General features: G+C 66.2%; 17 protein-coding genes. 9 read left to right on the top strand and 8 right to left on the bottom strand.

What is annotated here, in order from left to right; all coding sequences use genetic code 11:
• Positions 1 to 29 precede the first annotated feature (29 nt).
• Positions 30 to 872, bottom strand: a complete 843-nt coding sequence (locus ACOGXE_RS01605; protein WP_419932214.1) for a phytanoyl-CoA dioxygenase family protein — start codon at positions 870 to 872, stop codon at positions 30 to 32.
• A 136-nt stretch (positions 873 to 1,008) separates the two neighbouring features.
• Here ACOGXE_RS01605 and ACOGXE_RS01600 point away from each other — a divergent pair, with 136 nt between their 5' ends.
• The 3 genes from ACOGXE_RS01600 to ACOGXE_RS01590 all read left to right on the top strand — a co-directional run bounded on the left by ACOGXE_RS01600 (position 1,009) and on the right by ACOGXE_RS01590 (position 4,517).
• On the top strand, positions 1,009 to 2,310 hold the full coding sequence (locus tag ACOGXE_RS01600; protein ID WP_419932213.1) for a Rieske 2Fe-2S domain-containing protein: 1,302 nt from the start codon (positions 1,009 to 1,011) through the stop codon (positions 2,308 to 2,310).
• Positions 2,311 to 2,313: 3 nt separating this feature from the next.
• The gene (locus ACOGXE_RS01595; RefSeq protein ID WP_419932212.1) at positions 2,314 to 3,720 is read left to right on the top strand and encodes a glutamine synthetase family protein; all 1,407 of its coding nucleotides are present in this window, start codon (positions 2,314 to 2,316) and stop codon (positions 3,718 to 3,720) included.
• Positions 3,721 to 3,833: 113 nt separating this feature from the next.
• Positions 3,834 to 4,517 (top strand): O-methyltransferase, encoded by a 684-nt coding sequence (locus ACOGXE_RS01590; protein ID WP_419932211.1) that lies wholly within the window; start codon positions 3,834 to 3,836, stop codon positions 4,515 to 4,517.
• On the opposite strand, the gene ACOGXE_RS01585 is transcribed toward ACOGXE_RS01590, so the two are convergent.
• The 3 genes from ACOGXE_RS01585 to ACOGXE_RS01575 are packed head-to-tail and all read right to left on the bottom strand — an operon-like array spanning position 4,514 to position 7,831.
• The gene (locus ACOGXE_RS01585) at positions 4,514 to 6,100 is read right to left on the bottom strand and encodes an AMP-binding protein (protein ID WP_419932210.1); all 1,587 of its coding nucleotides are present in this window, start codon (positions 6,098 to 6,100) and stop codon (positions 4,514 to 4,516) included. The genes ACOGXE_RS01590 and ACOGXE_RS01585 overlap by 4 nt on opposite strands.
• 12 nt (positions 6,101 to 6,112) lie before the next feature.
• Positions 6,113 to 6,643, bottom strand: coding sequence for a nitroreductase/quinone reductase family protein (locus tag ACOGXE_RS01580; protein ID WP_419932209.1), 531 nt, complete (start codon positions 6,641 to 6,643; stop codon positions 6,113 to 6,115).
• Between the two features lie 18 nt (positions 6,644 to 6,661).
• Positions 6,662 to 7,831 (bottom strand): mandelate racemase/muconate lactonizing enzyme family protein, encoded by a 1,170-nt coding sequence (locus ACOGXE_RS01575; RefSeq protein ID WP_419932208.1) that lies wholly within the window; start codon positions 7,829 to 7,831, stop codon positions 6,662 to 6,664.
• Between the two features lie 116 nt (positions 7,832 to 7,947).
• Here ACOGXE_RS01575 and ACOGXE_RS01570 point away from each other — a divergent pair, with 116 nt between their 5' ends.
• A complete protein-coding gene (locus ACOGXE_RS01570) occupies positions 7,948 to 8,709 on the top strand; it encodes an SDR family NAD(P)-dependent oxidoreductase (RefSeq protein WP_419932207.1) in 762 nt (253 codons plus the stop codon).
• Between the two features lie 25 nt (positions 8,710 to 8,734).
• Here ACOGXE_RS01570 and ACOGXE_RS01565 read toward each other — a convergent pair whose 3' ends face one another.
• Together ACOGXE_RS01565 and ACOGXE_RS01560 are read right to left on the bottom strand one after the other, a co-directional pair.
• Complete coding sequence (locus tag ACOGXE_RS01565) at positions 8,735 to 9,772, bottom strand: LLM class flavin-dependent oxidoreductase (protein WP_419932206.1); 1,038 nt, start codon at positions 9,770 to 9,772, stop codon at positions 8,735 to 8,737.
• Positions 9,769 to 10,281, bottom strand: a complete 513-nt coding sequence (locus ACOGXE_RS01560) for an SRPBCC family protein (protein WP_419932205.1) — start codon at positions 10,279 to 10,281, stop codon at positions 9,769 to 9,771. Before ACOGXE_RS01560 ends, ACOGXE_RS01565 begins: the two co-directional genes overlap by 4 nt.
• Positions 10,282 to 10,382: 101 nt before the next feature.
• Between ACOGXE_RS01560 and ACOGXE_RS01555 the strand changes: the two genes are divergently transcribed.
• Positions 10,383 to 11,627 carry a cytochrome P450 gene (locus ACOGXE_RS01555; RefSeq protein ID WP_419932204.1) on the top strand — a complete coding sequence of 415 codons (1,245 nt, stop codon included), beginning with the start codon at positions 10,383 to 10,385 and terminating at the stop codon, positions 11,625 to 11,627.
• Here the strand turns inward: ACOGXE_RS01555 and ACOGXE_RS01550 are convergent.
• On the bottom strand, positions 11,612 to 12,610 hold the full coding sequence (locus ACOGXE_RS01550) for an SDR family NAD(P)-dependent oxidoreductase (protein ID WP_419932203.1): 999 nt from the start codon (positions 12,608 to 12,610) through the stop codon (positions 11,612 to 11,614). The genes ACOGXE_RS01555 and ACOGXE_RS01550 overlap by 16 nt on opposite strands.
• A gap of 165 nt (positions 12,611 to 12,775) precedes the next feature.
• The gene (locus tag ACOGXE_RS01545; RefSeq protein ID WP_419932202.1) at positions 12,776 to 13,012 is read right to left on the bottom strand and encodes a type II toxin-antitoxin system HicB family antitoxin; all 237 of its coding nucleotides are present in this window, start codon (positions 13,010 to 13,012) and stop codon (positions 12,776 to 12,778) included.
• Positions 13,013 to 13,213: 201 nt separating this feature from the next.
• On the opposite strand from ACOGXE_RS01545, the gene ACOGXE_RS01540 reads away from it, so the two are divergent.
• From ACOGXE_RS01540 to ACOGXE_RS01525, 4 genes are all read left to right on the top strand, one after another.
• Positions 13,214 to 14,389, top strand: coding sequence for a Fic family protein (locus tag ACOGXE_RS01540; RefSeq protein ID WP_419932201.1), 1,176 nt, complete (start codon positions 13,214 to 13,216; stop codon positions 14,387 to 14,389).
• Entirely contained in the window at positions 14,386 to 15,987 is a 1,602-nt protein-coding gene (locus ACOGXE_RS01535) for a GMC family oxidoreductase (RefSeq protein ID WP_419932200.1), read from the top strand. Before ACOGXE_RS01540 ends, ACOGXE_RS01535 begins: the two co-directional genes overlap by 4 nt.
• 73 nt (positions 15,988 to 16,060) lie before the next feature.
• Positions 16,061 to 17,044 carry a GTP-binding protein gene (locus ACOGXE_RS01530; protein WP_323673294.1) on the top strand — a complete coding sequence of 328 codons (984 nt, stop codon included), beginning with the start codon at positions 16,061 to 16,063 and terminating at the stop codon, positions 17,042 to 17,044.
• The gene (locus tag ACOGXE_RS01525; RefSeq protein WP_419865046.1) at positions 17,041 to 18,063 is read left to right on the top strand and encodes a WD40 repeat domain-containing protein; all 1,023 of its coding nucleotides are present in this window, start codon (positions 17,041 to 17,043) and stop codon (positions 18,061 to 18,063) included. The genes ACOGXE_RS01530 and ACOGXE_RS01525 overlap by 4 nt, the downstream gene beginning before the upstream one ends.
• Positions 18,064 to 18,068: the final 5 nt, after the last annotated feature.

Raw genomic sequence — 18,068 nt, 5'->3', positions numbered from 1 at the left:
CCCCTCCGACACCCAGGAACAGGGCGCAGCTACAGCGTCGGGGCTCGCTCGGGCGGACGCTCGGCACCCTGGTAGAGAAGTTCGCGGAGTGCCACGCCGGCTCGCTGGTGGAACTCGACGGCGACCGGATCGAAGTCGCTTTGCGGTCGCGGGGTCAGCTCGAAGTTGCCGTAGTCATCGGTCCCGCGGACGAGGGTGGCGAAATCCCAGTCGACGAGGAGCTGCTTGGTCCGGGTCGGCATGTACTGCAACGAGATGCCGATGCGACGGTCGTCGGTGGTGTTCGGCCCCGATCCGTGTGCGAGCCGCACGTTGTGCATGGACATCTGGCCGGGCTCGAGTGCCATCGAGGCCACCTCTCGCTGGGAGACGTCGATCTTGAGCTCCTGGCCCCGCGTCAGCATGTTGTCCGCGTGGTAGGTCTCGTCGTGGGAGAGGAGTTCCCGGTGGCTTCCGGGGAGCACCGACATCGCACCCGCTGCCTCGGAAGCGGGCGAGAGTGCGATCCACGCGCTGACGAGTTCGTCGTTGTCGAGTCCCCAGTACTCGAGGTCCTGGTGCCAGCCGACGTAGCTGGGCGAATTCGCCTCCTTGATCCAGAAGATCGAGTTCCAGCACAGGATGTCGGGGCCGATCAGATCTTCGACCGCGTCGAGCAGGGTCTCGTGGCGCATGAGCTCGTCGATCCACGGCCACAGCAGATGACCGCCGGCACGCTGAGCGCCGCCGAGCGGGCCGCCGCTGCGGGCCTCGTAGGCCTCGAGCTTCGCCCGCGCCTCGGCCGTCTCGCTCGCGGTCAGAAGATCGAGCGGCGCGATATAGCCCCGGTCGCGGTAGTGGTCGACTTGGGCGGCGGTCAGGTGCTTCGGCATAGCGTCCCCTTTCTGCCTGCCCTGGCTGGTCGGTCTGGTTCGTTGCCGAAGCTACCGGTCTTTCGGACGCAGCTCTTAGCATCGGCTGCTAGACGACGGTGAGTCCTCGTATCGCACGACCCGGGGGGAGGCGCGCATGGTCAGTGCCGATGAGAACCGACTCCTGACCCAGAGCGGCCCGGGGACCCCGGGCGGTGACGTGCTTCGCCGGTACTGGCAGCCGGCGGCTCTCACGGAGGAACTCGATGGTGACCGGCCGGTGGTCCCGGTTCGCTTGATGGGCGAGGACCTCGTGCTGTTTCGCGACGACCAAGGTCGACTGGGCATGATCGGGCGCCGATGCCCCCACCGTGGCGTCGATCTGTCGTTTGGCCGGGTCGAGGATGGCGGCCTGCGCTGCCCGTTCCACGGGTGGCTCTTCGATGTGACCGGGGCGTGTCTCGAGACTCCGGCGGAGCCGCCGACATCGACCTTCCACACGAGGGTATGTCAGGTCCACTACCCGGTCACCGAGCGCAACGGCATCGTGTGGGCGTTCTTGGGCGAGGGCGATCCGCCGGAGCTTCCCGGCCTGGACTGCTTCGTGGCGCCGGGCCCGCAGGTGTTCGCGTTCAAGGGCATGTGGGGCTGCAACTGGCTGCAGGCGCACGAGGTCGGCATTGACCCGGCACATGCTGCGTTCTTGCATCGCTTCCTGGGCGCAGAGGACGGCACCTACGGGCTGCAGTTCCGCGACACCATCGCGGACACCGACGTGACCGTCGCCGAGCTGATGCGGGAGGCCTCTGCGCCGGACATCACCATCGAGCCCACGCCGTTCGGGTTCCGGTTCCGGACGCTGCGCCGGTACCAGGACGAGTTCACCCATGTCCGTATCTCGAACTGCATCTTCCCCAATGCGATCACCATCGCGATGAGCCGGGAGATGAGCATCTTCCAGTGGCATGTGCCCATCGACGACCATCGCTGTTACTGGTACTCGATGTTCGTCAGCTACGGCGATCCCGTCGATGCCGAGGTCATGCGAGCACAGCGCATCAGCCAGGTCACCCTGCCGGACTACCGCCCGATCGCCGACAGATCGAACAACTGGGGGTTCGATCCGGTCGAGCAGCGCGAGCGCACCTACACGGGCATGGGCGCCGACATCAACGTTCACGATCAGTGGGCGGTCGAGTCGCCCGGCCCGATCTTCGACCGCACCACCGAGCACCTCAGCCCGACCGATGCTGGCATCCGTACCCATCGCCGCATGTTCTTGGCCGCTCTGCGCCAGCCCGACGCGGACACGCTCATCGGTGCGGCCGACCCCGCTGGGCTCCGAGGCCCCGGCGCCATCGACGGCGTCACCACCGGCGATGATTTCGACGCCGCGTGGCGCGATCTCGAGACCAAGCGACGCGAGGCCTCAGGGTGGGCTCCCGCGCTGGCGGACTGATCGATGCCCGACACCACGAAACCCCAAGATCGCTGGGATGCGGACTGGGCCGACGCCGCGGCGGCAGTGGAGGATCAGGTCCGCGACAAGGGGCTGCGAAGCGTTCGGGTGTCGTTCGCCGATCAGCATGGGCTGTTGCACGGCAAGGTTCTTGACGCGGCGCACGTCCCGCAGGCGCTGCGCAACGGTGTCGCGTTTCCGGGTTCGCTGCTCACCAAGGACACCGGCGGTCAGTACGCGTTCCGCATCTGGGAGCCCGACGGCGGCCCGACGCTCGCCTCGGCCATGGGAGCGCGCGACATGGTCATGGTCCCGGACCCCACTACGTTTCGCGTGCTGCCGTGGCTCGACGGGACCGGATGGCTGCTCAGTGACCTCTACAGCGTTGAGGGTGCTCCGATCGTGCTGTCGACGCGCCGGATCTGTACCGAAGCGCACCGCAAGCTGACCGACCGTGGGATGCGGCTGCGTGCCGGACTGGAGATCGAATTCCATCTCTACCGCCTCGACGAGCGCTCCGGTGAACACCGGCGCATTCACGAGGGGTGGGACCTTCTGGCTGAGGACTATTCCGATCAGATCGAACCGCTGCTCGAGCCGATCCAACGCCATCTCACGGCGCTGGGCCTGCCGCCGCGCACGATCGAGACTGAGCTCGGGCCCAGCCAGGTCGAACTCACCTTCGCACCCGCCGACGGCGTCGAGCTGGCAGATCAGGCGGTCCTCATCCGCGCTGCGGTGAAACAGATCGCGAGGCGGCACGGCCTCCATGCGACGTTCATGTGCAGACCAGAACATGACGACGCCTTCCCGAGCGGCTGGCACCTCCATCAGTCGGTCAGTGCTGTCGACGACGGCCGCAACCTGTTCGCGCCGACGGTGCCCGGCGAGACGCTCTCGGAGATGGCGAGCCATTATCTGGCCGGGCTGCTCGAACATGCCGAGGAGTCCTGCTTGCTCACCACGCCCACCATCACCGGCTACAAGCGCTACCGGCCGCACAAGGTTGCCCCCGACCGGATCGTGTGGAGCCGCCAACACCGCGGTGCCATGCTGCGAGTCATCGACGAGCCCCCGGGGTCCGCGACCAGGATCGAGAACCGCGCCGGCGATCCCGCGGCGAACCCCTACCTCTACCTCGCATCCCAGATCCTCTCGGGACTCGACGGCATCGACTCGAAGATCGAGGCGCCTCCGCCCAGCGAGATGCCGTACGAGGCCGAGGCCGGGCCCCTGCTGCCGCGCACCCTCGGCGATGCCATCGAAGCGTTCGACCGCAGCGCCTTCTACCGCGACACGCTCGGCGACGAGATCGTCGACTACCTCGTCACCCTCAAGCGGTCCGAGTGGGCACGGTTCAGCGGAACCGTGACCGACTGGGAACAACGCGAGTACTACGACACCTTCTAGCCGGGGTAATCAGAGGTGCGGCGACGGCGACGGTGTAGAACCCGGACGTCAAGATCGGCAATGTGCCGAGCGGCCGGCCGATTTGGTCGCTCGGCGCACGGGAGAGGAACCGCATGACGTCGCCCTTGCAAGACCCTGTGCTCGAGGAACTGCTCGATCGGCTGCACGCCGAGAGCGACGCGCAGGCCACCGAGACGTCGGCGTTCTTCACCGAAGCGCGGCGGGAGAGCGGCCGGGACCGGACCCAGCGCGGCTTCGACGACGACATGCGCCGGTACCTCGCTGACAAGCTCGTCGCGCTCGATCGCGACAAGGCCACGTTCTGCTACCAGGTCTGCCGGGCTCTGGGCGCTCGCCGGGTCGTCGAGGCCGGGACGTCCCACGGCGTGTCCACCCTGTACCTGGCTGCTGCGGTGCGAGACAACGGTCATGACGATGGCGTGGTGATCGCTACCGAGTACGAGCCTGACAAAGCTGCCGTTGCCCGGGCCAACTTCGAAGAGGCAGGTCTGGCGAGCTGGATTGAGCTGCGGGAAGGAGATCTGCGCGAGACGCTGGTCGACTGCGGGGGACCGGTCGATTTCCTGCTCGTGGACATCTGGCACGTCGCTCTCGATGCGCTCGAACTGGTCGCCCCAGCCTTGCGCGGCGGCGCAGTCGTCGTCACCGACAACACCATCTCGTCAGCCGAGGGCTACCAGCCCTACTTCGAGTTCCTCAACGACCCCGCCAACAAGCTCCGCACGATGACCCTGCCCTTCACCGGCGGACTCGAATTCACCGTCCGCGTCGGCTAGCCACCGGCGTCGTAGCGCTCGCGCAAGAGGAACTTCTGGATTTTGCCGGACGCATTGAGCGGGAACTGCTCGATGGGGAACCACTGGCGGGGCACCTTGTGGGGTGCGATGCGTTCGCGCAGGAACGCTGTGAGCTCTGCGCCGGACGGGGCGGGGCCGTCCGATCGAATGAAGGCGACGGGTTGCTCGCCCCACTTGGGGTCGGGGACGCCGATGACGGCTGCTTCGGCCACGCCGGGGTGGGTGATCAGGATGTCCTCGATTTCGCGAGGGAAGAGGTTCTCACCGCCGCGGATGATCATGTCCTTGATGCGACCGGTGATGCGGGTGTAGCCGTCGGCATCCATCTCGCCGAGATCGCCGGTATGAAGCCAGCCGTCTGCATCGATGGCCTCGCCGGTGGCCTCGGGCATGTCGTAGTAGCCGCGCATCACGCCCCAGCCACGGCAACAGATCTCGCCCTGGGTGCCGATCGGGACAGGCTTGCCGTCGTCGCCGGCGATCATGGTCTCCCACTGCATGAGCGGAACGCCCAGGGTCTGGGACTTCTGGTAGGTGGTGGAATCGAGATGGCTCATGAAGATCACGCCGCTCGACTCCGTCTGACCCATCACCATGTTGTAAGTGACCCCGAGCTCGGCTTCGATGCGGTCGACCAGTGTCGGGGGGACCGTGGTGCCGCCGGAGGAGAACGCCTCCAGTGACGAGATGTCGCGGGTGGCGAAATCGGGGTGTTCGAGCAAGGCCAGCACCATGGTCGGCACGCCGAGCGCATAGGTGGGGCGCTCTTCTTCGATGAGCTGCAGGATCAGGGCCGGGTCGAAGTCGGCGACCATGATCTGGGCCCCGAAGCTGGCCATGGCGCCCAGCGTGCCCATGACACAGCCGCCGGTATGGAACATGGGCAACGGATTCAGCCAGACCTCGCCCGCTCCGCGCTGGAGGCGTTCGGGGACGAACACGGCCGAGTTGACGAGGCCGTAGTGCGAGAGTTCGGCCCCCTTCGGCAACCCGGTGGTGCCCGACGTGTACTGGATCATCACCGGGTCATGCGGCGAAGGGGTCGGAAGTTCCGCATCGGGGTCGGCGCTGGCCGCAATCTGTGCCCAGTCGTCGAGCCGGATGACGTCTCTCAGGTGCCCGAGCTCGGCACTGAGATCGGTGACGATCGCCTCCAGGTTCTGACCCCGGTAGGTGCCTGCCACCACCGCACCCGCCGATTCGGACTGTTCCAGCACGTACTTGATCTCGTTGGGTCGAAGAACGGGGTTGACCGTGACGAGGGCCAGGCCGGCCAGAGCTGCCGAGAGCTGGACAAAGGTCCACTCGGGCATGTTCGGGCTGACGATTGCGACATGGTCACCCGGTTCGAAACGGGCGAGGAGCGCCCTCGCCCCGCGCTCGGCCTCGGCCTGCAGGTCACGGTAGGTCCACCTCCTGCGAGTCTCCCGATTCGGGGTGCCCTCGATGAGCGCGAGCCGGTCGCCGGCCTCGCTGGCGGCGCGGGCCAGGAGCTGACCGACGGTCCATTCGACGGTCGGCTTGGAGGTGTCCGGCGGGATGTGAGAGATCGTGAAGCTCATGGTCGAACGGCCTCACTCCTGCTCGCTCGTGGGCACCAGCTCGATCAACGGGATCTCTCGGGACGTGCGGTGCTGGTAGTCCGCGAACATGGGGTACTTCTCGACGAGCGCCGGCCACACCACGTTCCGGATCGGTGTGTTGGCCACACGGGCTGTGGCTTCGTACACCTCGGCCATGACCCTCACGTGCACCCGCGAATCAGCCACGAGGTTGCCGAGCCACAGCGGGTCTGCGTCGGCACCCCCGTTCGACGCCACGAGGAAGCGGTGCCCGTCGTGGTCGAAGAACAGCAGGGGATTGCGGCGGGTCTGCCCTGAGCGGCGACCGGTCGTGTACAAAATCAGGATCGGCCGCGGCCCGTCCCAGCCGTCGTCCTCACCAGCGGTGGCGATGTAGCGCCGGCAGTGCTCAGCCGCGAAGCCGACTGCGCTGTCCAACGCCTCGGCATCGATCGCATCCAGCGCGTCTTTGAGCGACAGGCTCGGATCGGGCTCACGGAGCCGGCGTATCCAGCTCCCCAGGTCTGAGTGTTCACGTGCCATGTTCGCTGGCGGTCTCGATCAGGGCTGGACTCGGAACTGGTTGACCAGATCCATGTTGAGCTCGAGGCCCAGGCCGGGTGCGGTCGGCGGCGCCACCCATCCGTCGACGATCTCGGGCATCGCCGGGTGGACGAGGTCGCGGCGCAGAATCGAGGTGACCGGCTCGATGGTACGGAACTCGACCATCGGAATCTGCATGCTCGCGATCTGCATGTGGAGGTTGCAGTAGTCGGAGATGGCCGTGGCGTAGCTGTGGGGCATCAGCAGGGCCCCGGCGAGCTCGCACATCTCCGAGATGCGGGCGATCTCGGTGAAGCCGCCGGCCCGGCTGATGCCGCAGTGCAGCAACGGCACCTTGGCATGGTCGAGCCACTCCTTGGCCTCCCAGCGGCCGGTCGAGAACTCGCCTGCGCCGATGAGCAGCGGGCAGCGGGCCGCGAGCTGGCGGTACCCCTCCATGTCGTCGTGGCGCAGCGGCACCTCGGCGAAGTACACCCGGTGGTCGTCGAGGCGGTTGAGGACCCAGAGCGCCTCCTGCCAGTGGGTCCAGCGATATCCGGGATCGGTGCCCAGCACGATGTCGTCGCCGATCATCGCCCGGAGCTGGCCGACCAGATCGACTACCTGGTGATCGGGCAGCTCGGTGAGCCCGACGAAGGGCAGCTTCATTGCGGTGAAGCCCGACTGCCGGGCAAGGTCGACGATCCCTTCCATCTTGTCCAGGATCACGCCGGTCGGCTCACCCCTGGTGTCGCCCGGATACAGGGTCACGTACGGCCGCGCCCCCGGCTGGCGGGCACCTCCCAGCAGTTGCCAGACCGGCTTGCCGAGCTGCTTGCCGGCGAGGTCATAGAGGGCGATGTCAACGGCCGACAGGGCGTTGATGAGCAGCCCTCGGCGGCCGTGGTAGAAGCTCGAGTGGTAGATGCCGTCATAGATGGCCAGCGCCTCGATCGGGTCCTTGCCGATGACGTGCTCGGTGATGCCGTTGGCCCAGAAGTGCTCGCTCGGGAACTCGATCAGCTCCTTGAGCACGCCGGGAGCGCAGGCGCATTCCCCGAAGCCCATCCGGCCGTCCTCGTCGGTGACGAGCACGAGCAATATGTCCTCGGTGTCGGTCTCGGTGAAGGCGTTCCCTTCCGCGGGCACTGACACGACGATGGCTTCGAGGTCAACGACGGCTGGCATGTGATTCCTCGCTGAGTCGATGGGTGATGCTGGTTGACTGACTGTACGACCGCACACGGCGGGCGGGCTGCCACAGGTGGCTCGCCACTGGCGACCGGTTCTGAGGGAGGAAGCCCATGATTTCTGCCGATCTCGGCCAACGGCGGACCATTGTCACCGGCGGTGCCAGTGGCCTGGGCCTGGCCACTGCTCGCAAGTTCGCCGAGATGGGATCGACCGTGGCCTTGGCCGACCTCGACGGCGACCGGCTCGGTGAAGCAGCCGCGTCGCTGGCTCGGGAGGGGCTCGAGGTGTTCGCTGCGCCCACCGATCTGCGTGACCCGGACGCGGCGCGCCAGATGGTGCGGGCAGCCGCTGCACAGATGGGGGGCCTGGATTACTTGGTGAACATCGCCGGCCACCCGGTGACGCTCACGCGCATCGGGCCCGAGGACCTCGACAGCCAGACCGAAGAGCTCTGGTCCGAAGCGCTGTCGATCAACCTGCTGTCGGCCTTCCGCACCTCGCACGCTGCGGCGCCGTTCCTGAAGGAGTCGAAGGGCGCGATCGTCAACACGGCCTCGATGGCCGGCTGGCGCGGCGGCGGGTCGAGCTCGCCGTACAGCGTGGCCAAGGGCGGCGTCATCACGCTGACCAAGGAGCTCGCCCGCGGCCTCGCTCCCGACGTTCGGGTGAACGCGATCTCGCCGAGCTATGTCCATCCCGACTCCACGAACTTCCCGCTCAAGTGGCCGTCGGTCTTCGAGGACGCGGCAGCGCTGCCCCTGGGGCGTCCCGGCACCGGCGAGGAGTACGCCGACGTGTGCCTGTTCCTGTGCGCCGGGGCCAGCTACATCACCGGCCAGACCATCCACGTCGACGGCGGCTGGAGCGCCTGATCGCGGCGGGTCAGCCTTTGATGCCTCACTCGTGGTTGACGGCACGCACTAGGTCCATGAGTCGTGCGAGCGAGTCCAGCCGGATGGTCGGGTCGTCCGTATCGACCCGAACCCGCAGGGTGCGGATCCCCGACGCGCGGTAGGCGCGGAGTCGCTCGCTCACCTCGGCGTCGCTGCCCAGCAGGTTCGTGCGGAACCCGATCTCGATGGGCACTGCTGCCGCGGCCGCCTCCCGGTCACCGGACTGCCAAAGTCGCTGCACCTCCTCGACTGCGTCGCCGAAGCCTTGCCGGGTGAACGCCTGGTTGTAGAAGTTCGTCGAGGACGACCCCATGGCACCGATGGTGAATGCGTAGCCGTCGGCATGGCGCCGTGCCGCTGCCTCGGGCTCGTCGGAGAAGTCGAGGGTCACCGCAACCGTCAGCTCGATGTCGTCGAGGGATCGCCCCGATGACTCGGCGCCTTCACGAATGTGGTCGGTGAACACGTTGGCCGACTCGGGCAGAAACGCAGTGCCGATCCATCCGTCGGCCTTGGCGCCCGTGAGTCGGAGGTTGGCTGGCCCCATGGACGCGATGTAGATCGGGATGGATGCGCCGGCCACCGGCGAGCGGAGGGACCGGCCCTGGCTGTCAGGCAGGGGAAGCTCGAACACCTTGCCCTCGTAGGTGAGCCGTTCGCCCGAGCAGACCTTGTGGATGATGTCGATGGTCTCGCTGGTGCGGGTGACCGGCCGGTCGAAGCGGACACCGTGCCAGCCCTCCATGACCTGAGGTCCGCTGGTGCCCAGACCGAGCACGAAGCGACCTTCCGACATATTCGCCAGCGCGAGGGCGGACATCGCCAGCATCGCCGGGGAGCGGGCGCCGAGCTGGACGACGCCGGTGGCAAGCCGGACGCGGTCGGTGATCGCAGCGAGATAGCCGAGCGGGGTCAGCGCGTCGTACATCCACGCCTCGGGCATCCACACCGAGTCGACGCCGAGCTGCTCAGCGCTGCGGATGTAGTCGAAGCCCGCGGCATCCAGGCCGGCCGGGAGCACGCCGATGTCGAGATCGGTCACGACGTGCGCGCTTGGCGGGCTTCGGCGAGCTGCTTGTAGCCCTCGACAGTGCGACTCATGTTGGTGTTGTGCTCGCCCATGCGCTTGGCGACGATGTCCTCCTCGCGGTCGGGCATGCGCTCGATGGCCGGGCTGAGACCTGACGGCGCCGGCCCGATCTCGGCGGTGAACCTCAGCATGCTCCCGTCGCCCTCGCCCTCGGGCTCGAGGTCGAAGCGCCAGCGGGCGGCCCGGTAGTCGACATCACCGACCGTCCATTCGAACGAGCGCTCGTGGTCCATCGCTGTGACGGTGCAGGTCGATCTCCACTCGCCGACGACCTTGTGCTCGTTCCGGCCCCGGAACGTCGCCCCGAGAGCCGGGCCGTTGTCGTCCCAGTCGGCGCCTTGGAACTCCTGGGAGAACTCAGCGGGAGCGTTGATGTCACACAGCAGGGGCCACACGACTGACGGCGGTGCATCGATGTGGACCTCGACACTGGTCGTCGGCCCGTCCGCGTACTTCACCATTCCCAACGCCCTTCTCTCGCCTGTCAGATGACAAGCTACGCAACGTGATGGTTCGGGGATCGGGCTGCGGGACGCACGGCGGTGGACCGGAGGAGTGATTGGTGAAGAAGAGAGCCGGTGCGCCGGCACCGAACGACATCTTCAGCGACAACCACCGTTGGGGTGATCTTGACGACTGGAACCGGACAGCGCTCGCGCTTCATGCCGAAGGAGGGATCCATCGCATCGAGCGCGAAGGATTCCGACCGTTCTGGGCAGTGATCGATCACGCTGCGGTCCTGGAGGTGGAGCGCGATCCCGGCCTGTTCACGAATGGCCCTGAGCCCGTGCTGGCGACGAACGCTCAGATCGAAGGGCGCCAGGCGGTGATCAAGTCGCTGATCCACATGGATGCCCCCGACCACGGCAAGTACCGCACGGTGATCGCCGACTGGTTCAAGCCCCGGACGGTGGGCCGGCTCGAGCCGCGCCTCGATGAGCTCAGCGCGAAGGCCATCGCCAAGCTCGAATCCGCACGAGGGGAGATTGACTTCGCGGTGGAGGTCGCGCTGCCGTACCCGCTCGAGGTCATCCTCGCGATCCTGGGACTGCCCGAATCGGATTACCCGAGGATGCTGATGCTGACGCAACAGCTCTTCGGCCAGGAGGATCCCGACCTCCAGCGCGGCGAGGTCAGCCCCGAGGTGCAGGCACAGGTCATCGGCGACTTCAACGCGTATTTCTCGCAGCTCACTGCGTCCCGGCGGGCTGAGAGTACCGACGACCTGGCAAGCGCCATCGCCAACGGCGAGATCGACGGCCGGACACTTCCTGATCTCGAAACGATGGGTCTCTACATCATTGCGGCGACCGCTGGACACGACACCACCTCGAGCGCCATGGCCGGCGGCATGCAGGCACTGATCGAGCACCCCGATCAACTCGCGAAGCTGCAGTCGGCTCCCGACGAGCTGATGGTCAACGCAGTCGAGGAGATGCTCCGCTGGACTGCACCGGTGCGTCACTTCATGCGCACCGCCCAAGCCGACACGGAGATCCTCGGGCAGGAGATCGCCGAGGGGGAGTGGGTGTATCTGTCGTACAAGGCGGCGAACCTCGACCCGAATGTTTTTGACGATCCACTGCGCTTCGACATCGAGCGCGACAACGCCGCCCGCCAGATCTCATTCGGCTACGGCGTCCATTTCTGCCTGGGCGCGCAACTCGCTCGGCTTGAGCTGCGGAACCTGTTCGCCCACGTGCTTCCTCGACTCGCCACGGTCGAGCTGGCTGGAGATCCTGCCACCATGAAGACCACCTTCGTGGGCGGGCACAAGAGCCTGCCGATCCGCTACTCGCTGACCTGATCGCCTCTGTTGGCCGACGAGGGATTGTCCAATCCGACGAGGTCATAGCTCACCGCGACGAGCTGCCTCGCGGTGTCCATGTTCCTGGCGTTCGGGTTCGGCGTGTCCATGGGCCAGCCACCGTTCCGGCACTCCTTGTCGCGGTAGAGAACGCTGCTCTGGCTGAAGTAGGCGCCGGAGTGCCGGGGCGCATCGTCGGATAACAGACAATGGAGTGTCGTCTGGGCCGACTCCGTGTTGCTGTCGGACACGAGCCGGCTGAGAGGCCGCATGATCGCCATTGCGATACGCATCGGCAGGGGGCCGCCTGATCCGAAGTTCGATCGGGCCCATCCGGGGTGGACAGAGAAGGTCGAGACGTCCGCGCCCTCCAGCCGCTGGGCGAGCTCTGCGGCGTAGAGCACCGTCGCCACCTTCGCCTCGCAGTAGGCGCGCATGCCGCTGAAGTCGCGCCGCTCGTAGTTGAGGTCGTCGAGTACCAGCTGCGGCCGGTTCTTGGGGCTTCCCGCGTGCACGACCGAGGACAGGATCGCCATTCGTGACGGTGCGGTCGCCTTGAGCGTGTCGAGGAGGAGTTCGGTCAGCAGGAAGTGGCCGAAGTAGCTCACGGCGATGGTCGACTCGAATCCGTCCGTCGTTCGTTCCAGGTCACGACGCATGTTCACCATGCCGGCATTGCACACGAGCCCGTCGAGACGATCGTGCTCGGCGGTGAATGCAGCCGCGAACTCGCGAACCGAGTGGAGATCGGCGAGGTCGAGCCGCATGACCTCATGCGTTCCGGCGAGGCCGGCGAAGCTACGAGATGCCTCCTCGCCGGCCTCGACCCGTCGGCAGGCCATGACCACATGAGCACCCTGGGTCACCAGCTGACGGGTGGTCTCGAGGCCCACTCCGGAGTTGGCGCCGGTGACGATGTAGGTCGTGCCAGTGAGATCCTTCGAGCGGGTCGCCTCGTCGATTGCGAGTCGTTTTCGGGGCACGGCGGTCTCCCTGTGGTTGATTGTCCGGTGCCGATCCCGTCGATTATGCGTTCACGTCGCCGGAGCGGGGTGCGGGGACTGAGCGTTCAGGCCCGTGAGAACCTCTCGACTGGCAATCGACCTCGCAGCCGAGTGAGTTCAGTTTCCGCGTCAGTTCCCGATACGTCACACCGCAACGACGAGTTCACCCGCAGCGGCAATGGACTCAAGCAGTTCGTCGCCATGCTCGTTGTACGACGCAATGAAGTCCGCCGCGACACCATCGAGGTTGTGCAGCGCCTCCTCAGCGGACTCGCCCCATGCTCGGCACCCCGGCAGCACCGGAACCTCAGCCAGGTACATGTGCTCGGTTTCCTCCGAGGGCTCCTTGAGCGTGTATGGCAACGTGTACGTCTTCGACATCGCCGTCCCCAAGAAGGCCGCTCGCGTATCGGCAAGGGTAATTCGCCCGCTGGTGCTATTCCCATCGCAGCATTTGATCGACCTAAACCATTGCATTCTAAGTTTAGATAATTGGTGATAACCTTACATTGAATGGATCGTGTTGAGGTATGGAGGCAGCCAGTGCCCCGATGGCCGGAAGCCCAGTTGCACAGCGCAACGGTGGAGAACGAGCTGTGGCGATCGTGGGATGACGAGAGCCCGCGCACCATAACGGTCACGCAGACTGTGCCTCCGCACATCGGGGAGCTCGCGATTCCCGCGCTTCAGCGGGCCACGGGCGAGGCGCTGGCTGAAGCGGCGCGGGCAATCAGTGATCTGCGCGACCGCGCCGCGGCGACGACTGGCGTACTCGGTCATCTCAGCGCCGTGCTCATCCGTGCCGACGCAGTCGCCTCCTCGCAGATCGAGCACATCACGACCTCCAGCGAATCGCTGGCGGTAGCACTCGCCGATCTCGACGACGATCCTGATCGGGGCCGTTATCCGGTCCCGACGGAGCTGGTCGCTGCGAACGTCACGGTCGCGCTGAACACTCAACGCGGTACCGATGATCTGAGCGAGGACTGGTTCCACAGTCGCCACCGCAGCCTGCTCGCGGCGGATCCGGAAATGGAGCGGCAGCATCTCGGCGCGTGGCGGGACTGTGCGGTGTGGATCGGTCAGAGTCGCCAGAGCGCAGACTTCGAAGGCCCGCCGTGGGACCAGGTTCCCGGGCTGATGGACGACTTAGTGCGCTTCGCTGCCCGACGCGATGTGCACCCGATCGTGCACGCCGCGATCGCGCACGCACAGTTCGAGACGATCCATCCCTACGTCGATGGCAACGGCCGCATCGGACGGCTGCTGATCCACCGACTGCTCGACTCCGGATCTGCGACGGCGACAACGCCGGTGCCCGTCGCGCACGGACTTCTGCATAACCCGAACGGCTACGTCGGCGGCCTCACCGCATACCGCCGGGGTGACCTCGACGACTGGATCACCGTGTTTGCCTCCGCGGTCAATGACGGTGCACACGCTGCGGTCCGCCTCGTGGCACGCATCGCTGATATCGCTGACACCTATCGCCAGCGCGTCCGCACCCGTCAGGGATCTGCTGTCTCGCAGATTCTCGACGGTCTGCTCGGAACGCCTGCCATCACCGCTGGCGAAGTCCAATCCGCGTACAAACTGACACCGGGTCGCGCCTCGCAGATCCTGCACCAGCTCGCCGACGCTGGCATCTTGCGGCTGAGCGAACACCGTGCCGGCCGATCTCGTGTCTGGGTGGCCCACGAGGTCATCGATGCGATCGATACCATCAACGCCACCATCCCCCGGCGCCATATCCAATGAGCAGCAGCTATGACTACCTCATCGTCGGAGGCGGCACTGCGGGCTGCGTGCTCGCGGCCCGGCTCAGCGAGAACCCCGACGTCTCGGTCCTGCTCATTGAGGCCGGCAAGCGGGATCGTCACCCGCTGATCCACATCCCGGCCGGCTTCGCCAAGCTGACCGCAGGACCCTACGAATGGGGGTTCTCCACCGCTCCCCAGCAGCACTGCGAAGACCGCACCATCCCTTACGCGCAGGGCAAGGTGCTCGGCGGCGGCGGTTCGATCAATGCCCAGGTCTTCACCCGCGGCGCCCCGCAGGACTACGACCGCTGGAGCCAGCAGCACGGCTGCAGCGGCTGGAGCTTCGCCGAAGTTCAGCAGTACTTCGTGCGGTCCGAGGGCAATGCCCGGCTCGGCGGGCCGTGGCATGGGACCGACGGCCCGCTGGGCGTGTCGGACTTCCCCGATCTCCACGCGCTGACCGTCGCGTTCATCGAAGCAGGCAAACAAGCCGGGATACCTGAGACTGACGACTTCAACGGCGAGTCACAGCACGGCGTCGGCGCCTACCAGATCACCAATCGCGATCGGAAGCGCTGCAGCGCCGCTACCGGCTACCTGAAGCCCGTCCAGAACCGTCCGAATCTCACCGTGGAGCTGCACAGCCACGTCCGGCGCCTCATTCTCGACGGCAGCCGCGTCGTCGGCGTCGAGACGGAGGCCGGCGGACGGACCTCGACTCGCCGGGCCGACCGCGAAGTCCTCATGACTGCCGGTGCCATCAACACGCCGAAGATCCTGCTGCTCTCGGGCATCGGCGACCCCTCCGCCCTCGGCGATCTGGGAATCGACACCGTGGTCGAGTCGCCGTACGTGGGCAGGAACCTCCAGGACCACTGCGACCTCGATGTCGTCTACTCACTCAGGGACAAGATCTCCGTTGACCGCCTGCTCCGCTTCGGGCCAGAGAGCGTCCTTGCATTCGTTCGTTATGCCGCCGGCAGGCGCGGCCCGCTGACCTCGACGGTTGTCGAGGGCGGCGCCTTCACCTACGGCGATCCCTCTGCGCCGACGCCCGATCTGCAGTTCCACTTCCTCCCCGCTGCAGGGGCCGAAGCCGGCGTCACGGCCACGAGGCTCGGCTACGGCTGCACTCTCAATACCTACTTCGTGCGGCCGCACAGCCGCGGCTCGGTTCGACTGGCGTCGGCCGACCCGGCAGCACCGCCCCTAATCGATCCGAACTATCTCGCAGAGGACTACGACGTCGACGTCAGCATCGAGGGTGTCCGCCAGACGCGCGAGATCATGACTCAGCCGGCGTTCTCGCGCTACATCGAGGGCGAGCACCATCCGGGTGCGACCTACGGCAGCACCAAGGACGAGCTGATCCGCTACGCACGCGACTTCGGTCGCACTGCCTATCACCCAGTCGGAACCTGCGCGATGGGCTCGGGTGACCTCTCGGTGTGTTCGGCGGATCTCAAGGTCCGCGGCGTGGAGGGACTCCGGGTCTGCGATGCGTCGGTGATGCCCGACCTGGTCAGCTCCAACACCCAAGCAGCAACCGTCATGATTGCTGAGAAGGCGTCAGACCTGATCCGCGCCGACGCCTAGCAGACGCTCAGCAACCCCGCATGCGCTCGCGGCCACCGTGCGCATGGGAATGGGACTCATTACCATTTCCGGCATGGTTGATGAGCGAGTTCCTGTGACGGTGCTGACGGGATTTCTCGGTGCGGGCAAGACAACGTTGCTGAATCACATCCTCACCGAGCAGCACGGCAAGCGAATTGCCGTGATCGAGAACGAGTTCGGCGAGGTCGGCATCGACGACGCCATCGTCCTCGATGCCGAAGAAGAGATCTTCGAGATGAACAACGGCTGCATCTGCTGCACCGTTCGAGGCGATCTGATCCGCATTCTCGGCAATCTGATGCGGCGCAAGGACCGGTTCGACCAGATCCTCATCGAGACGACGGGGCTGGCCGACCCGGCACCGGTGGCTCAGACGTTCTTCGTCGACGATGAGATGTCAGCCCAGTTGCGGCTCGATGCCATCGTCACGGTGGTCGACGCCAAGCATCTGGTTCCGCACCTGGACGAAGAGAAGCCCGAAGGGGTCGAGAACGAAGCCGTCGAGCAGCTGGCGTTCGCTGATCGGGTCGTGCTCAACAAGATCGACCTCGCCGACAACAACGAGTTGGACGAAGTGGAAACCCGCATCCGGCAGATCAACCCACTGCCGCCGATTATCCGGACTCAGCACGGAAAGGTCGACCTTGATGCCATCCTCGAGGTCGGCGCGTTCTCGCTCGATCGTGTGTTGGCCGACGATCCCGAGTTCCTCGACCCCGATGCCGAACACCAGCACGACCTCAGCGTGACATCGGTGGGGATCGAAGCCGATGGCGACCTCGATATCGACCGGCTGAATGAATGGCTGGGCGATCTCCTGCGCACGAAGGGAACCGACATCTTCCGCTCAAAGGGCATCCTGTCGATTGCTGGCTGGGACGAGCGGTATGTGTTCCAGGGCGTCCACATGTTGCTTGACGGCCAGCCTCAAGGAGTGTGGGCAGACGGCGAGGAACGACGCAACCGTCTCGTGTTCATCGGACGCAACCTCGACCGAGAGTCACTGGAGGCCAGCTTCAGGTCCTGCCTGGTATGACCGACGCTGCGACATCACCGATTGCACAGTGGCGGGTGGACGTCGACGACTACGTGCAGGTCCTCGAGGTTTACCGGGACCAAGGCCAGGCGGTGGTGGGATCCCTAGGCGGTGATGCTGCCCTTATCGACATCGACGACGGTGCGGCCACAGCGCTGGAACGCCACGAGATGGGAGTGCTGAGCGCTGCCTGGTCATCCGATGGCAGGCGCCTGGCGGTCGGGGGCCAGGACGGTTGCGTGCGGATCTACGACTGCACCGGAGCTACTCAGGGCGTTGTCGACACATCGGCCTGGGTGACGGCACTGGCCTGGTCGCCGAACGCGCTTGTGCTTGCGATCGGCGCGGGCCGGCACTTGCTCATCACCGACCTCGACGGCGCGCTTCTCCACGACTTCGACGACCAGCCCTCGACGGTGACAGCAGTCGCCTGGTCAGCCGACGGCAGCCGCGTCGGCGCAACCGCATACGGCGGCATCGGTTGGCACGACGTAGTCGGGCCACGGACCGGCCGCCGACGTCGCTTCGACTGGAAGGGATCGCTGCTGTCGCTGGCGATGTCTCCCGACGGGGCATGGGCCTGCGCAGGAGCCCAAGACGCGACCGTGCACCTGTGGCGGCTCTGGAGCGGCAAGGACCTCTCGATGTCGGGCTATCCGTCCAAAATCGAGCGAATCGGATTCCGCCACGACAGCCGATGGCTAGCGGTTGCGTGCCTCGGTGAGCTCACCGTTTGGGACTTCGGCGGCAAGGGACCTGCGGGTACCGCGCCGGCCGCTGCCTCCGGCCATGACAACCACATTGAGGACCTGGATTGGGATCCCTCCGGCAAGTCTGTCGCCACGGGGGGAGGAGATGGCCGCACCATTGTGTGGGCGGCCCCAACCCGCGCCGGTCAGGACCTGTCGCCGTTGACTGCGCTGGAGTCTGATGAGGCGACCAGTCGTCTCCGGTGGGTGAGCGAGGACTGCCTCCTGGTCGGTCGGGCCGACGGAGGCCTGGTCAAACTCGCTCTCTAGAAGGA

The sequence above is a fragment of the Candidatus Poriferisodalis sp. genome, from assembly GCF_965208555.1.
Classification (GTDB): domain Bacteria; phylum Actinomycetota; class Acidimicrobiia; order Acidimicrobiales; family Poriferisodalaceae; genus Poriferisodalis.
Note: the sequence above shows the minus strand (reverse complement) of the source record. Positions and strands in the feature narration are given on the sequence as shown.

What these genes read in the sequence shown, in the direction of transcription:
- ACOGXE_RS01570 (WP_419932207.1), top strand. Translation starts at nt 7,948, where the DNA reads ATGATTTCTGCCGATCTCGGCCAACGGCGGACCATTGTCACCGGCGGT.
- ACOGXE_RS01560 (WP_419932205.1), bottom strand. Translation starts at nt 10,281, where the DNA reads ATGGTGAAGTACGCGGACGGGCCGACGACCAGTGTCGAGGTCCACATC.
- ACOGXE_RS01530 (WP_323673294.1), top strand. Translation starts at nt 16,061, where the DNA reads ATGGTTGATGAGCGAGTTCCTGTGACGGTGCTGACGGGATTTCTCGGT.
- ACOGXE_RS01545 (WP_419932202.1), bottom strand. Translation starts at nt 13,012, where the DNA reads ATGTCGAAGACGTACACGTTGCCATACACGCTCAAGGAGCCCTCGGAG.
- ACOGXE_RS01585 (WP_419932210.1), bottom strand. Translation starts at nt 6,100, where the DNA reads ATGAGCTTCACGATCTCTCACATCCCGCCGGACACCTCCAAGCCGACC.
- ACOGXE_RS01575 (WP_419932208.1), bottom strand. Translation starts at nt 7,831, where the DNA reads ATGCCAGCCGTCGTTGACCTCGAAGCCATCGTCGTGTCAGTGCCCGCG.
- ACOGXE_RS01595 (WP_419932212.1), top strand. Translation starts at nt 2,314, where the DNA reads ATGCCCGACACCACGAAACCCCAAGATCGCTGGGATGCGGACTGGGCC.
- ACOGXE_RS01525 (WP_419865046.1), top strand. Translation starts at nt 17,041, where the DNA reads ATGACCGACGCTGCGACATCACCGATTGCACAGTGGCGGGTGGACGTC.
- ACOGXE_RS01580 (WP_419932209.1), bottom strand. Translation starts at nt 6,643, where the DNA reads ATGGCACGTGAACACTCAGACCTGGGGAGCTGGATACGCCGGCTCCGT.
- ACOGXE_RS01590 (WP_419932211.1), top strand. Translation starts at nt 3,834, where the DNA reads ATGACGTCGCCCTTGCAAGACCCTGTGCTCGAGGAACTGCTCGATCGG.
- ACOGXE_RS01535 (WP_419932200.1), top strand. Translation starts at nt 14,386, where the DNA reads ATGAGCAGCAGCTATGACTACCTCATCGTCGGAGGCGGCACTGCGGGC.
- ACOGXE_RS01600 (WP_419932213.1), top strand. Translation starts at nt 1,009, where the DNA reads ATGGTCAGTGCCGATGAGAACCGACTCCTGACCCAGAGCGGCCCGGGG.
- ACOGXE_RS01605 (WP_419932214.1), bottom strand. Translation starts at nt 872, where the DNA reads ATGCCGAAGCACCTGACCGCCGCCCAAGTCGACCACTACCGCGACCGG.